This window comes from Microcoleus sp. Z1_A1 (assembly GCF_036700305.1).
In the GTDB taxonomy this organism is placed as follows: domain Bacteria; phylum Cyanobacteriota; class Cyanobacteriia; order Cyanobacteriales; family Microcoleaceae; genus Microcoleus.
Window position 1 is genome coordinate 1 of record NZ_JAUBOR010000065.1, and the last position, 15,818, is coordinate 15,818.

The following is a 15,818-nucleotide window of genomic DNA, read 5'->3' on the forward strand; positions in this document are numbered from 1 at the left end:
ATTTCAGCCTAAAAGCGTTTGGCTTCCAAGTTTTCACAACTGATAAAGAAATCCGACCGACATCTGCGGAATGTGGGCTAAAACGCAACGATGGTGTCACCCAAAATGAGGACGTTCGCTACCTTCAGCGACTCTTGAACACCAAGGGATTTTCTTTAAATACTGATGGAGGATTCGGCCCGAAAACCCAACAAGCCGTTATCAATTTTCAAAACCAACAACAAATCGTTGCTGATGGCATTGTCGGCCCTAAAACTTGGAATAAATTGGGTGTTTGTACAACTATATTTTAAAGTTTGTGCAACCATGTGTTAAACAGAGTAGGGCGTGCAGTGTGCGCCCTATTTTTCTGTCGAAGTTTCCACCCCACACCACCCCTCCGGGGCACCGTACATTCGATACTTGCGAGAGCGTTTGAAATACAGCATTGCTACCCGATCGTCTGGATTGATTTGTAAAATATTCTGAAATACTTTTTGGGCGGCAACAAATTTTTGCTCGTAGTAAAAATTGAGGGCTTCTTGAAAAACCTCCGCCGTTTGCTGCTTGAGTACAATGCTTTCCTCTGTTTCTGTATCGTAAATTTCAAACACCGACACAGCATTTGTCTTTCCTTTCACCGTTACTCGATCGACAAATCTGTACTTATATTTTTCTGGATCGTCTAGGCGATCGATAATTGCACCGCTAACTAGAATGCCCGCGCCGTAAACCTTAGTCAATCCTTCCAAACGAGACGCGAGATTCACCGCATCAGCAATCACCGTACTTTCCATCCGTTCTCGTTCGCCGATGGTACCCAACATCAAATTGCCCGCGTGCAAACCGACGCCGATCGCGATCGGAAACAAGCCATTTTTTTCTCGCTGCTGGTTATAGAGATTTACTTCTTTCTGCATATCAATTGCTGCTCGCACACCATCTTCAGGGGATGTAGGAAACAGTGCCATGACTGCATCCCCAATGTATTTGTCAATAAACCCGTTATTTTTCCTAATTGCAGGGCTAACCCTTCCCAAGTAAGTATTAATAAATGTAAAATTTTCATCCGGTGTCATATTTTCGGAAAGCGCAGTAAACGAGCGAATATCAGCAAACAGCACTGTCATATCTCTTTCCTGATGTTCGCCTAATTTTACTTCAATAATACTCGGCTTTTCCAGCAAGTTTAGAAAATCGTGCGGCACAAACCTGCCGTAGGCTGCATTCAGTTTTGCTAGGCGAATTTGCGTATTAATTCTCGCCAACAATTCCTTTTTTATAAAAGGTTTAGTTACATAATCATTGGCTTCTAAGTTAAAAGCTTCTACCAAGTCAGTAGTTAGATTTTTTGCCGTCAGCATCAGAATCGGCATTTCTAAAGGCGAGTATTTTTTGCGGACTTCTCGACATACTTCATAACCCGTCATCTGCGGCATCATTACATCGAGTAAAATTAAGTCCGGCTTAAATCCTGATTCAATCAGATTTAAAGCTTCTAAGCCGTTGCTCGCTTGAGTAATTTCGTAGTTGGCTAGAGAAAGACTGTTGATGATGACATGAATATTAATCGGCTCATCATCAACTACCAAAATTTTTAATTTTTCACTTTCTAGCGACTCGCTATTGTCTGATACCTGAGAATTTATTATAGAGGATTGGCGGGCTAGTTCAGGAGTGATAAAAATGGGAGAACCCTCGGTTAAACGCGGCTGTATGCTGCTAAATTCCGGTTGACTCTCAGATACGGGCAAAGTAAAGGTGAACTGGGAACCGACGCCTACAGTTGAAGATACCGAAATTTTACCTCCGTGCAATTCCACTAATTGCTTGGCAACAGTTAACCCTAAACCCGTGCCGCCATATTCTCTAGCAGTGGAACCGTCAGCTTGTTCAAAGGATTCAAAAATTCGTTCTAATTTATCTTCGGGGATGCCAATACCGGTGTCAGATACACTAATCGCTAATTGGGAATTAGGCAGTGATTGTGCGTTGCCCGTTACCAATTCTGCTGAAATTTCAACTCTGCCGCTTTCGGTAAATTTAATTGCATTGCCTATTAAGTTGTAAAGTATTTGCTGCAAGCGATTCTCGTCTGCTGCTATTGGCGGCAATTCAGGAGCGACTGAGTTAATCAACTGCAAGTTTTTTTTGCCTACTAATGGCTGAGACAAAGTGAGAATTACAGAGACTATTTCTCGAATACCGACTGACTTAATTTGCAGTTCTATCGTTTTGTGTTTTAGCTGAGAAAAGTCCAGAAGATCGTTAATTAAAGAAGACAATCTTTTGCCCGATGATGAAATTAAAGCTAAGTTAAAATTTGTTGGTTCTGGCAGTTGTCCGGTAGCACCGTCTATTAAAGATTCTGCAATACCAATAATGCCGTTGAGCGGAGTGCGGAGTTCGTGGGAAGTATTGGCTAAAAATTCGTCTTTCAGTTTGTCGAGTCGCTGCAATTCGGTATTTTTAGTTTCTAAGGCAGTAAAAGATGCTTGCAGTTGTTGTGCCATGCTGTTAAAAGCAGCGGCAAGTACGCCCAATTCGTCGGAGCGATCGAGCTTGACAGTTTGGTCAAATTGTCCTTCAGATAAAGCTATTGCTGCATTTTTTAATTTTATAAGAGGTTTGATAATCCAGCGAGAAGTGAGAATTCCTAACACACTTGCCATGCCCAAAGCTGCCAGACATAGCAACACTGTAGTTCGGTTGCCCGCATGAATTTGTTCCATAAAGTCGGCTTCGGGAACGACAACGACAATCAGCAAATCTAAACCCTTGTCGTCTTGAAATGGCAGGACTTTTAAAAATTTCTGCTGGCCGTTGATTTCAACATTTATTTGCTGCGATTTTGTAATTTGGTGCAAGTTTTGAAAGTGACTTTCTAAATATTTAGCTGTAGTTTGCGTTACTGCGTCGCTGCTTTCTGTAACTTTAAACAGTTCTTTTTGACCGTTTTGGGTGCGGAAAGGTTTTTCGGCTGTGGAAGTTGCCAGCAGCGTGCCGTTTCTTTCGATAATAAAAGTTTGACCAGATTTACCTATTTTGAGGCTGTTTAAAAATTGACCGATACTGTCGAGACGCAAAGCAGCAATTAATACTCCTTCTAGCTGTTTCTGGCTGTTGTAAACTGGTTGCAGCGCGCTGAGGAGTAAGGTGGGTTCTAGGAAGGATATATAAACTGAACTCCAAGTTGGTTTGGCTTCTAGAGCCGCATAGGCGTAGGAAGGGTGCTGTCGGATGTCGAATTTTTTAACGGAGGCGGCTACTGTCGTGCGATCGCCCGTATCATTAGTATTGTAAGAATAAAAATTAAAATTTGTAGAAGGCCCCGATGCGTTAATCAATAAAGTGCCATTAGACATCTTTTCGCCAGTGCGATATTCTCCATCTTGATTAGCGATCGATGTAAAATTGATATAAGGATATAATTGCACTTGTCGCCATAGATACTTTTCCCAAGCTGACAAGTCTTTCATGTTCACAAAACCGAGTTTCACCGCATCCAGCTTGCTTTGATTGATTTGGTGCGGAGTTTGCAGATAAGTTCTCAAATTTTGCTCGATGCGATTGCTCACCTCGCCCATCAACTGAGCCGCAAGGTCATTCACTGCTCTTTGAGAGTTCCTAAATGATAAATATCCCACAATACCCACCGCTGCAAATACTTGCAAGACAAAGGGAACTATGAGTACAGTTTGCAGCGTTGCTTTTCTTGAAAGTTTTGCCACTAAGTGCTTGAGAGAAAGAGTGGACATAACATTAGTTTAGGTTGAAAAACCCAGTTAATACTTGGAGCTAGTTCTTACCGCTGGTAAGTATTATAAACCATTTTGTACTTAAACACAACTTACACAAGGAAGACGCGATATCGGTTCTACAATCTTTCATCTTATACCAAATTATTAAAAGTCAAAGCGAACCGTAGAGACACGGCATTTCCGTGTGCTCGTCCCCGCGCCGGACAAGGCATTTCCCTGTCCCTACCGATGTTCACATACAATATATCTGTATCACTACTTTTCATCCAAAGCTTCTATCCCCGACTATCCTTGTGGCACTCCAGACATTCCATTCTTTAGAGAGCGCTGAGAGTAAATTGCTGCTAACTTATCTTGAGGCTTTCTTTCGCAAATCTTATTGAACAATTTTTGCGTCTAAGTAAAATTTTTCTCGAAATAAAGCTCCAGACATTTTTGAAATTCAGCAGCAGTTGCCTGTTTTAGTTGAATGCTTTGTTCTGTTTCTGCATCATACAGAATATTCCAGGTTTATGAATTATACCCCGCTCTCACGGGGTTTATTTACAGTTCTCGCATCTTAACTGATTCTGTCGCTCGAAACCCGGTTTATCCGTACTAAATGTACATAAAATATGCTGTAAAATATTTAACAAGTAGGTTGTGCCGACGGAAAATATTGCAACTTTTTTTTACACAATTTATATTATGTGCGCTTACTTCCGGCTGTTAAAAAAGGTTTAATTAAGAATAAAATATTGGATCGCTGCCCCTGAAATTAGCCACAAAATTAAGCTACAGCGGATTCCAGGTTTATAAAGTACACCCCAGAAACCGGGTTTCTTCTGGATTTCTCGCCAGAAACCGGTTTTATTCAAGAAACCCGGTTTCTCTGTACTTCACTTACCTGGAAAGTGCTGTATATTATAGCAGATTTCAGGAAAGTGAGATTTGCTATGGCTGACTCTATTGCTCGTCGCTTGGAACAATACACGGTAAAACGATCGCACGAAGTTTTAATCGTCAAGGCCGAAATAGACGGCGAATTCGATGAAATTGCTATTTTTAAAGGCTTTTCTAGCTCCCTGACGCGATCGACCGCGAGCGATCCAGAGGTTCCTGTTTTGCCGGAGGAAGCAAAAATTGTCAGTATCGATCGCGTGGAGAGCCCCTACAATCCAAATAACCCCCGCTATCTTCAGCAGGGGTTATCTTGGGAAACAATGCAATCTCTATTGTCCGAGGCGGGAGTTTAGCTCTCGCATTAGGGACACAACGCCAGAAAAACAGCAGGGACACAACAATGTTGTGTCCCTACTACAAAAGCACTATGTCCTTACCATTAGAGCTAGAGCGTGCCGCCGGCAGCTTGGAAACGAGCTCTCGCGCGCTTGATTGCTTGCTTGGCTTGAATTTGCTCTTGCAAAGTGCCGGTAGTAGCCTTTTGCAAACGAGCTTCTGCTTCGGTGTAAGCAGTACGAGCAGCTTCTTTATCAATGGTTTCGCCTTTTTCAGCGCCGTTGACAAGAATAGTAACTTTGTTTTCTTGGATTTCTGCAAAGCCACCCATCAGAGCAATAGACACCCATTCCTTGCCGGGACGGACGCGCATCACTCCGGTATCCAAAGCTGTCAACATGGGAGCGTGACCGCTCAAGATACCCAGTTGGCCTGTGGTGCTCGGCAGAATTACTTCTTCAGCATTAGAATCCCAAACAGTTTTGTCTGGGGCCACTACGCGCACAGTTAATGTCATAAATTGTCAGTTGTCGGTTGTCAGTTGTCAGTTGTCAGTTGTCAGTTGTCAGTTGTCAGTTATCAGTTGTCAGTTGTCAGTTGTCAGTTGTCAGTTGTTACCAATAACCAATAACTAATAACAAATAACTAATAACTACTGACTCATGACTCATGACTACTGACTACTGACTCATGACTAAAATTACTTGGCGTCAGCTTTCATTTTTTCAGCTTTGGCGATCGCCTCGTTGATATCGCCCACCAAATAGAAAGCTTGTTCCGGTAATTCGTCAAGTTCGCCAGCCAAAATCATTTGGAAGCCCTTAATGGTGTCTGCCAACTTGACGTACTTGCCGGGGGAACCGGTGAACACTTCTGCTACAAAGAACGGTTGAGACAAGAACCGTTCAATTTTGCGAGCGCGAGAAACCGTCAAGCGGTCATCTTCCGACAGCTCATCCAAGCCCAAAATTGCAATAATGTCTTGCAATTCCTTATAGCGTTGCAGAGTAGACTGCACCTGACGAGCAACACCATAGTGTTCTTCGCCGACAACGCTAACTTGCAACATCGTAGACGTAGAATCCAGCGGGTCAACCGCAGGATAAATCCCCTTCGCAGCCAAACCGCGAGACAACACAGTTGTAGCGTCCAAGTGAGCAAAAGTCGTAGCCGGTGCGGGGTCAGTCAAGTCATCCGCAGGTACGTACACAGCTTGAACCGAAGTAATCGAACCTTCGGTAGTCGAGGTAATCCGTTCTTGCAAGTCGCCCATGTCTGTACCGAGAGTCGGCTGATATCCCACAGCCGAAGGCATCCGACCCAACAGAGCCGATACCTCAGAACCCGCTTGCACGAACCGGAAGATATTGTCAATGAACAGCAGCACGTCTTGCTTGCTGACATCACGGAAGTATTCGGCCATCGCCAGAGCCGACAGGCCCACGCGCATCCGAGCACCAGGCGGCTCGTTCATTTGACCGTAAACCAGAGCAATTTTTGACTTGCTGCGGTCTTCTTCGTCAATAACCCCCGACTCGATCATTTCTTTGTAGAGGTCATTGCCTTCGCGGGTGCGCTCGCCCACACCACCGAACACGGACACGCCGCCGTGAGCCTTGGCGATGTTGTTCACGAGTTCCATCATAATCACGGTTTTGCCGACGCCTGCGCCGCCGAACAAACCGATTTTGCCGCCGCGACGGTAGGGGGCCAGCAGGTCAATCACCTTGATCCCTGTTTCAAACACCGAAGGCTTGGTTTCCAGTTCGGTAAAAGCCGGCGGGTTGCGGTGGATGGGCATACTTTCGGAAGTATTGACCGGGCCTAGGTTGTCTACGGGTTGACCGATGACGTTAAAAATCCGGCCGAGAGTTGGGATGCCGACTGGAACTTGGATTGCTTCCCCGGTATCTACTACTTCCATGCCACGCACCAAGCCGTCGGTGGTACTCATGGAAACTGCACGCACTTGGCTGTCTCCGAGCAGTTGTTGAACTTCGCAGGTAACGGCAACGTCTTGACCTGCTTCGTTTTTGCCGGAAATCGTGAGAGCGTTATAGATTTGGGGCAGTTTGCCGCCTGGGAATTTTACGTCTACAACCGGCCCAATGATTTGGGTGATGTAGCCTACGTTCGTTTTTTCTGCGGTGGATACCATGAATAGTGCCTTTGTTAGGATGCTATTTTTCCCGTTATGGAAAAAGTCTTAACATTTAGAAATGCTATTCCTCAGATTACCACTGAACAGACGCACTATTTAGATTTGTATGGGTCTGGTTAAGAGTCATTTTTATGGTTACTGCCCTCGCTTTTTTTTCCTGCGAGCCGCAGCCAAAGCCCCGATCCCCAGGATAGTCCCGAATACTGTGACTGGTTCGGGGACTGGTTCGGGGGCTGGTTCTGGGACTGGTTGGGGGACTGGTTGGGGGACTGGTTGGGGGGCTAACTCAGCGGACACGGTGAATTCGTTGAAGTCTAGCTTGGTTCCTGGTTCGGCATCGTCGAAGGAGATTTTTGTGCCATTAGCCAGTTCGGCCATTGTGAGGGATGAAAATTGCTCTGGGCCTTTACCGCCGTTGATGTTTGCAAAGGAGCCGCTGGAGTTGGGGTCGAGGCTAAATTTACCAAACACAGCAAGCTGACATCCCGCCACCAGACATTCATCTCTTCGGAACTGGGTGCCAGCGGCCCGCCATTGGGAGCTGTTCATGAAGGTGCTTGACGAGACGTATTGCTCGAAAGGTCTGCCGGTGCCGGTGTCGCTCCACAGCAGCAGGGCATAAATTTGATCCTTCAAAAATCTGAAGTTTTGGGTGATGGAGCCGTTTTCGGAGGTGACTGCGTTCCCGAAGGTTCCTTTCCAGTTGTTGGCAGAGCCGTTATCTGAGGGTTTAGTCTCGTAAAACAGTCTGGCGATGTTTGTGTAGCCATTGTTTTCTGGCTCAGCAGCCAAAGCTGCTACCCACAAGCTGGACTGGTAAGAGTTGTGAGATTCTAGGAATGTGAACTCTACATTGGTATCTCGATCGAACTGGATGCCGTCGGTGCCAAACATGAAAGCTCGGACGGGCAGGCAGATGCTGAGCAACATTGTGGTTGCCAAGCTGGCGACTGTAAAAGATGTTTTTTTGACTAGCGTTAAGGTAGTCATAACCCTGATTCCTCCTGTATTGTTAGGTAGTTAGGCCCAAAATGCCCTAAATGCCATGTTGCCGTGACGCGAATAGACGATCGCGAGCCTGCGATATTTAGGACGATCGTCAAACCTGAAGAAGAGGCTCCACACCAGTGAATATACATACATATCTCACTTAAGGGTGTTTTGCAGTAAATGAGTGCTTCTTCTAAGAGTTTTCACTGACACTAGATTGGCACAGTTTAATCTGTAACAGCAAGATTTTCATCCGGCCTAGACTTCCAAGCTACTACATTTACTTGGTTTCGGTAACTGTCTAAAGTTGAGTGCAAGACTTGCCTATATTGGCTTTCATCAAAAATACATAAAAATTTTAGTCGAGCTTTATGAAGTTTTGGTAAAGTTCATCCCTAAAATATAAAGTTTTTGAGAGAAAGTCGGCTGTTCGGTTAGTTGCTCCTGAAAGCGGGCTGCAAGCTGCTCGCCCGATGCAGAAAGAAGCGGGAGCGCCGGCGAGTAGGGATTTGAGCGAGTTTTTTGCTACTTTAAGCAAGATGTATAACAGGCGAGCGATACTTACGTAGTTTTGACTAAAATCGCGAGTTTTTTAAACCCCTAAACCTCGCGTTATGTGCCATATTTTCCGCCACAGTCCCGAACAAATTAACCCGGTTGTTTAAGGTAATTGTGGTAAGGAAGCAGTGAAAGTCAAAAAAAGAAACCAAGTTTGATTTACCTCGCATGATTCCTAGTAAAAAAAAATATGTAAATCATACTAAGGATCGAGAATTAAATAACTTACAATTTTAATTGTTATGGTGGGATGGGCGTCCCGCCCATTCTTTTTGGACGGGCGGGACGCCCATCCCACTTTCAAGAGTGGAAGTTATTTAATTCTCATTCCTAATTGAAAACATACAGCATATTCCATGTATATGTGGTACACATAATATGATGGCAAGCATCGGTGCGGATACACCAGTCAATCTGTAAGTTACAGCGGATTCCAGGTTGATAAAGTACACCCCAGAAACCGGGTTTCTTCTGGATTTCTCGCCAGAAACCGGTTTTATTCAAGAAACCCGGTTTCTCTGTACTTCACTTACCTGGAAAGTGCTGTATATCCAAGATATCGTAGCTCCGCACCCGGAGGATTAACAGCACGCAATTAAGGTTTCTACTGTACTTCATAAACGACCGAATAGGCTGTAGATTTCCTTTTTTAGTCCTAATTATTCGACCGCCCAAAATAGGATGCTCCTATTGACATGAGATTTTTTTAGGAGTAAAAATAGGAGAAATAAATACGATCGCACTTTAAGCACCATCTTTAAACACAATGACACCCAACAAACTACATTTCCTCGGATGGTTATTCATTGTTAGCTGGCTGAGTGCTGCGGCGGGTTCGGCCAAGGCGCAACCCATCGCCCCCGCACCAGATGGCACTAACACAGTTGTTACTCCCAACGGCAACCGCTACGACATTTCCGGGGGGTCTTTCAGCGGAGATGGGGCTAATCTTTTTCACAGTTTTACTCAGTTTGGCCTCAGCGAGGCTGAAACGGCTAACTTTTTGACCAATCCCAATATTCAAAATATTTTGGGAAGGATTACTGGGGGTAATCCTTCTTTAATAAATGGCTTAATTCAAGTTACGGGCGGGAATTCCAATTTATTTTTGATGAATCCTGCTGGCATGATTTTCGGGCCGAATGCCATTCTCAACGTGCCTGGATCTTTTAATGCTACTACGGCGACAGGGATTGGTTTTGGGGAAAATCAGTGGTTTAGTGCGATCGGCAATAACAATTGGGCAACATTAATCGGGACACCGAATAGTTTTGCGTTTACAAATTTGCCAGGGGGAAGCATAATTAATGCAGGCAATCTGACGGTGACACCAGGTCAAAGTTTAAGTTTGATCGGCGGTACGGTTGTCAATACTGGTCAGGTAAATGCGCCTAGCGGCAATATTATCATCAGCGCCGTACCGGGTAACAATTTGGTGCGGATTAGTCAAGCTGGAAATTTATTGAGCTTGGATATTCAGCCGACAGCAAATCACACTTCGCTGCCAAACAATTGGACGCAGCCAGTATTATCTTTGCCGGAGTTGCTGACTGGACAAGGTGTGGCACAGGCGACGGGTTTGACGGTAAATCCCAATGGGGAAGTTGTGTTAACGGGGAATGCTGCTGTGCCGGTAACTGCGGGAACTGCGATCGCATCCGGCACTCTCAATGTCTCTGGCAACACTGGCGGTACTGTAAATATTTTAGGCGACAAAGTAGGTGTTATTGCAGGCAATATCGATGCTTCTGGGATTAACGGCGGCGGTAATGTACTGATTGGCGGAGATTATCAGGGTTTGGGGACTGTGCCCAATGCTTCGCGGACTTTTGTTAGCAGCGATTCGACGATTAATGCTGATGCTGTTAGTAATGGGAATGGCGGGCGAGTTATAGTTTGGGCTGATGAAAATACTCGCTTTAATGGCAATATTACGGCCAGAGGTGGCTTGGTTTCTGGGAATGGGGGCTTTGCGGAAGTGTCTGGAAAGCAATGGCTGGATTTTCAAGGATTAGTTGATTTGCGATCGACCTTTGGGATTGCTGGTACCTTATTGTTAGATCCTACTAATATTACTATTGTCGAAGGTCCGAATAATGTTCCTGCGGGGCCAGGATTTGTTGACTCCGGCCCTCCTTCTGTGATTAATAATGGGAGGCTGCAAGCACAGCTAAATTTGGGAAATGTTACTATTTCTACGGCGTCAGGTAATACGGAGCAAGGCAATATTAACGTTGACGCACCGATCGCTTGGACTAATAATAATTCGCTGACTCTGAATGCTAATAATAATATTAATCTTAATAAGACCACTATCACCACTCAGGGAGGCACTATTACTCTGAATGCTGATAGCGATAATCTAAACGGTGGTGCTCTCAGTATCGTAGGTTCGACGATCGCTACTAATGGTGGTAATTTCCAGGGTAAGGGTCAGGGGACTCTTGTGTTCGGGCCGGGAATCAATGTCCAGAACAGCAAAATTAATGCCGGAAGTGGAAAAATTGACCTGAATGGTACGGGAAGAAAATCGACAGGGGGAAACAATGTCGGTATTTCTATTTCGGGTGCTACCACATTACAAACTACTGACAGCGGCAATATTACTTTCAACGGTACTGGCGGCAACGGGACAGATGGTAATCAAGGGATATCTATTGACGGCAGTACAGTGCGGGCCGGGGGAAGTGTCAGCCTGACTGGAACAGGTGCGGGGACAGGAATCGAAAATACAGGCGTTAATCTCAACAACGCTACAGTGGAGTCAACGGCGGAGAATGGGACTGTGACTCTGATCGGTGTTGGCGGTAATGGGACTCGTGACAATCGAGGGATATTCGTTGAGAACGCTACAGTGAAAGCGCTTTCTGGAAATGTCAGTCTGACGGGTACAGGTGGTGGGACTGGGTCTTCCAACCACGGTATAGAGATATTAAATGATGCTACAATCCAAACCGCAGGCTTGGGAAAGGTGACGTTGACGGGGACGAGCAGTGCAGGCATCAGCACTACAGTCGCGAGCGGTAATTCCGGGATCAGGCTCTTCGAGGGCACGGTAAAATCGGAGAATGGAGATATTGTTTTAACCGGTACGAGTTTAGGGACTGGATTGAACACCTACGGGATTGATATGCCCCCGATTCTTACTACCATGGCACCGAGCACAATACAAGCTACGGGAACGGGTAATATTAGTCTCACGGGAAAGGCTAACAACTCCGATAATTCCATTAGACTCACCCCAGGTGTGATTGAGGCGACTTTAGGCGGCAATGTCACTTTGACGGGCGATGACATTTCATTGTCATCAATAACTCAAATTAAAGGTACTGGGATTATCCAGTTGCAGCAGCTTACTCCCAGTTTAGATATTACTGTGGGTGGTAATACTGCGGACGATCGTTTGAATCTCAGCAGTGCTGAACTCGCGCCTCCGGTTTTAAATGGGTTTTCCCAAATGATTATCGGGCGCACGGATGGGACGGGGAATATCGCAATTGACCCTGCTGGTGTTACTTTTAATTTCCCCGTCACAATGCAAGCTGGCACAATTGCAGTCGATGGAAACATTACAGGTGTAAACAACGCTTCAATTACTTTTAATGCTCTAACGACTAACTTAAACAAAAATATTCTCACCATTGTCACCAACGAACAGAAGATTGACTTTGGTGGCAAAGTCTCTCTCGCTACGGGTTCTAATGTCACCCTCGATACTGGGTTAAATAATGCCGGTGACATTAATTTTGGGGGAACGGTTGACGGCGATGGCAACCTAGTTTTGACTACGGGAACAGGCGTGATTAATGTCAACGGGCCCATTGGAAATACAGTACCTTTAGGTTCCCTGAAAACAATCAATTCTTTGGATGTTAAGAGTCCGATCGATTTTTCGATTGAAACTACAGGCGATATTACTGTTGGTAGTATGAGAAGTCCCGGACGGGCGATCGCCCTTACCAGCACTAATGGCAATATTGATACGACAGCAGGGGCAATTGATACCACATCCACTACCGGAAATGGTGGCCCGATCGCACTCAGTGCTAACAATATTACTGCTAGTAATCTTAACTCTAGTTCCACTGCTGGCAATGGCGGCAAAATCACCCTCACAGGCCAAACAGGCGACGTTGTTGCAGTTTCAGGAGTAATTAATTCTAGCTCTACTTCCGGTGCGGCCGGAGATATCGCGATCGCCACTCCCAATCAAGTCGAGATAAATAGCATTGATGCTAATGGATTGCCCGGTACTGGATCATTAGGAAATGTCACCGTCACCAGTGCTGGCACAACTACATTTAATGCTGTCAAAGCTACCAGTTTCACCACCAATGCTGGCGGCACAACTCAAGTCAAGGGAAATGTTACTACAACTGGCGCTCAAACCTATGGAGATGCAGTGACAATTGCCAACAATCCCATTCTCGCAGGCAGCGAAATTACTTTCAATAATACTGTAGACGGCAGCAGTGATTTGACTGTGAAGGCGGTTAGCGGTGATCTTACATTCAATGGTGCGATCGGCGAAACAACTCCTCTCACAAGTTTAACTGCCAACAGCAAGATATCTTTAGGTGGCAATGTCACTACAACTGGCGCTCAAACTTATGGAGATGCAGTTACAATTGCCAATAATCCGATTCTCTCCGGCAGCCAAATTACTTTCAATACAACTGTTGACGGTAGCAGCGATTTAACTGTGAATGGCGGTACTGGTAATGTTACCTTCAATGGTGCAGTTGGTGCTGTAACTCCGATCGGCAATTTAACAGCTAACTCTACAGGCACAACCGCATTTAATCAAACAGTGAATGCCGCGAGTTTGACTGCAGATGCTGGCGGCACAACTCAAGTCAAGGGAAATGTTACTACAACTGGTGCTCAAACTTATGGAGATGCAGTTACAATTGCCAACAATCCGATTATTTCAGGTGACAGCATTACTTTCAATAATACTGTTGATGGTACCAGCAATTTGACTGTGAAGGCGACTAGCGGTAATCTTACCTTCAAAAGTGCGATCGGCGAAACAACTCCTCTCACAAGTTTAACTGCCAACAGCAAGATATCTTTAGGCGGGAATGTCACTACAACCGGCAGTCAAACTTATGCAGATGCTGTGACGGTTGCCAATAATCCGATTCTCGCAGGCAGCGACATTAGTTTCAATAATACAGTTGACGTGGCTGGCAATCTCGGTATTGCTGCGGACAATGTTAATCTTAAAGGAACTGTAACAACCACCAATGACGGCACGCTCACAATTACCAATAAGGTGAATCTCAATATTGAGAAAAACCTGAACTTGGACGGTGAATTTATTCAAAATGGCGGTGGAACAGTTGCGGCTAGCGGAAATATTACAACAACTAATGATAACATTAGTTTTAGCGCTCCGGTGACATTAAAAGCTCCTGTAACTTTTACACTGGGGGATGCAACTATTGATTTCGGTTCGAGTTTGTCAGCAGGTAGTAACCCGCTGACTTTAAGGGCAGGTGAAATTAATTTTTCGGGGAATGTTTCGGGTACGGGCGTGCTAACGCTGCAACCAGCAACAGCCGGACAAAATATTGTTGTTGGCGGAACAGATAACAATACTAGCGCTTTAGATTTGACTGCTGCGGAACTTAATTTGATTCAAAATGGATTTAGCTCGATCGCGATCGGGCGATCGGATAGCAGTGCAAATGTTAGTATTTCCTCTAATCTTACATTTTTAGATCCAGTAAATATTCAAACGGGAACGGGTACGATCGCACTTGATGGCACTCTTACCGGCAATGACAACAGCAGCATTGCTCTCAAGGCTGCCACAATTAATTTGAATGATGGCATCAATACCAATAAAAATCCGATCGATCTCAACGGCACTGTCACACTCAGCAACGATATTAATCTCACTACCGGCGGCGGAGATATTAAGATAATTGGTGCGATAGACGGTAATCATTTGTTGAACTTAGATGCCGCTACAGGCAATGTGTTAGTGCAAGGAAATATCGGAGAAACAACGCCATTATCTGTTTTGAAGGCTACTGCCTCAAATGCAGAATTTATTGGAAACGTTAACAGCAATTCTGGCTTTAATATTACGGGATTAAATACTAAATTAGGCGGTAATATTACCACTAATAACGGCAACCTTAATATTAGCAATGCTGTGGTTTTGACAAAGGATGCGGTATTTAGTACGGCAGGGGGAAATATTGCTTTGGGTGCGATCGACAGTGACAGCATTAATGCCCGCAACTTAACTCTAGCCTCCGGTAGCGGCAGCATAACTTTCAACGGTGCGGTGGGTGCCACCAGCAAGTTAGGAAATCTTGCGATCGAAAATGCTGGCAATGTGACAGGAAACTCGACAATTAACGCGCAACAATTGACAGCACTAAACACAGAAAAAGTCAATTTATTGGGAGATGTCACCGCCGCCAAAGTCGATATTACTGCCAAGGGTGATCTAACCGTTAAAAATATTACTGCTAATGGCGGAGAAATTCTATTTACAAGCGGTAACAATTTCACCGCAGGCAATTTGAATACATCGGCAAACAGTGGTGGCAACATAACTGTTAAGGCGATAACTTCAATTACAACCGGACAAATTAACTCTAGCGGTATAGTCGGAAATGCCGGCAATGTGTTCTTAGATCCGATCGGCGATATTCAAGTAGAGTTTATCAATGCCGAAGGCGGTACAGGCGGCACCGGTGGCGATGTCACAGCAATAACAGGCAATTATTTCCGCGCTACGGGTACTTTTTCCACCCCACTGTCGCCGACGGGATTTGCTAGCATTTCTACTGCTGGCGGCACAGGTAGCGGAAATATCGCAATTACACACGCTGGGGGAGATAGAGGGACGCCGATTCAACCGTTTGTGGTAGGGGATGCTGCTAGCAACGGTACGGCGGGTGCAATTACCACGGGACAATCTACCATTACATCGCAGTCGTTTCCGCGTTCTAGTAGTGTTGGTAATATTGTATTTTCCACTGATGACGCGATCGACCCGCCGCCAACACCAACTCCCACTCCGGTAGTAACTCCCACTCCCACTCCGAGTGAAACTCCCACTCCGGTAGTAACTCCCACTCCCACTCCGAGTGAAACTCCCACTCCGGTAGTAACTCCCACTCCCACTC

General features: G+C 45.3%; 7 protein-coding genes. 3 read left to right on the forward strand and 4 right to left on the reverse strand.

Going from position 1 to position 15,818, the window contains the following annotated elements:
* Window positions 1–293 (forward strand): peptidoglycan-binding domain-containing protein (locus tag QT973_RS24945; RefSeq protein WP_333392448.1); only part of this gene is annotated, 293 nt, incomplete at its 5' end.
* Between the two features lie 48 nt (window positions 294–341).
* Here the strand turns inward: QT973_RS24945 and QT973_RS24950 are convergent.
* A complete protein-coding gene (locus QT973_RS24950; RefSeq protein ID WP_333057935.1) occupies window positions 342–3,737 on the reverse strand; it encodes an ATP-binding protein in 3,396 nt (1,131 codons plus the stop codon).
* A 938-nt stretch (window positions 3,738–4,675) separates the two neighbouring features.
* Between QT973_RS24950 and QT973_RS24955 the strand changes: the two genes are divergently transcribed.
* Entirely contained in the window at window positions 4,676–4,975 is a 300-nt protein-coding gene (locus tag QT973_RS24955) for a DUF7734 family protein (RefSeq protein WP_333058305.1), read from the forward strand.
* Window positions 4,976–5,067: 92 nt separating this feature from the next.
* Here QT973_RS24955 and atpC read toward each other — a convergent pair whose 3' ends face one another.
* From atpC to QT973_RS24970, 3 genes are all read right to left on the reverse strand, one after another.
* Window positions 5,068–5,475, reverse strand: a complete 408-nt coding sequence (gene atpC / locus QT973_RS24960) for an ATP synthase F1 subunit epsilon (protein ID WP_333058306.1) — start codon at window positions 5,473–5,475, stop codon at window positions 5,068–5,070.
* A 183-nt stretch (window positions 5,476–5,658) separates the two neighbouring features.
* On the reverse strand, window positions 5,659–7,116 hold the full coding sequence (atpD, locus tag QT973_RS24965) for a F0F1 ATP synthase subunit beta (protein WP_006635884.1): 1,458 nt from the start codon (window positions 7,114–7,116) through the stop codon (window positions 5,659–5,661).
* Between the two features lie 138 nt (window positions 7,117–7,254).
* Window positions 7,255–8,109: a PEP-CTERM sorting domain-containing protein gene (locus QT973_RS24970; protein ID WP_333058307.1), complete on the reverse strand. Its 855-nt coding sequence runs from the start codon at window positions 8,107–8,109 to the stop codon at window positions 7,255–7,257.
* Window positions 8,110–9,433: 1,324 nt separating this feature from the next.
* Between QT973_RS24970 and QT973_RS24975 the strand changes: the two genes are divergently transcribed.
* Window positions 9,434–15,818 (forward strand): two-partner secretion domain-containing protein (locus QT973_RS24975; protein ID WP_333392450.1); only part of this gene is annotated, 6,385 nt, incomplete at its 3' end.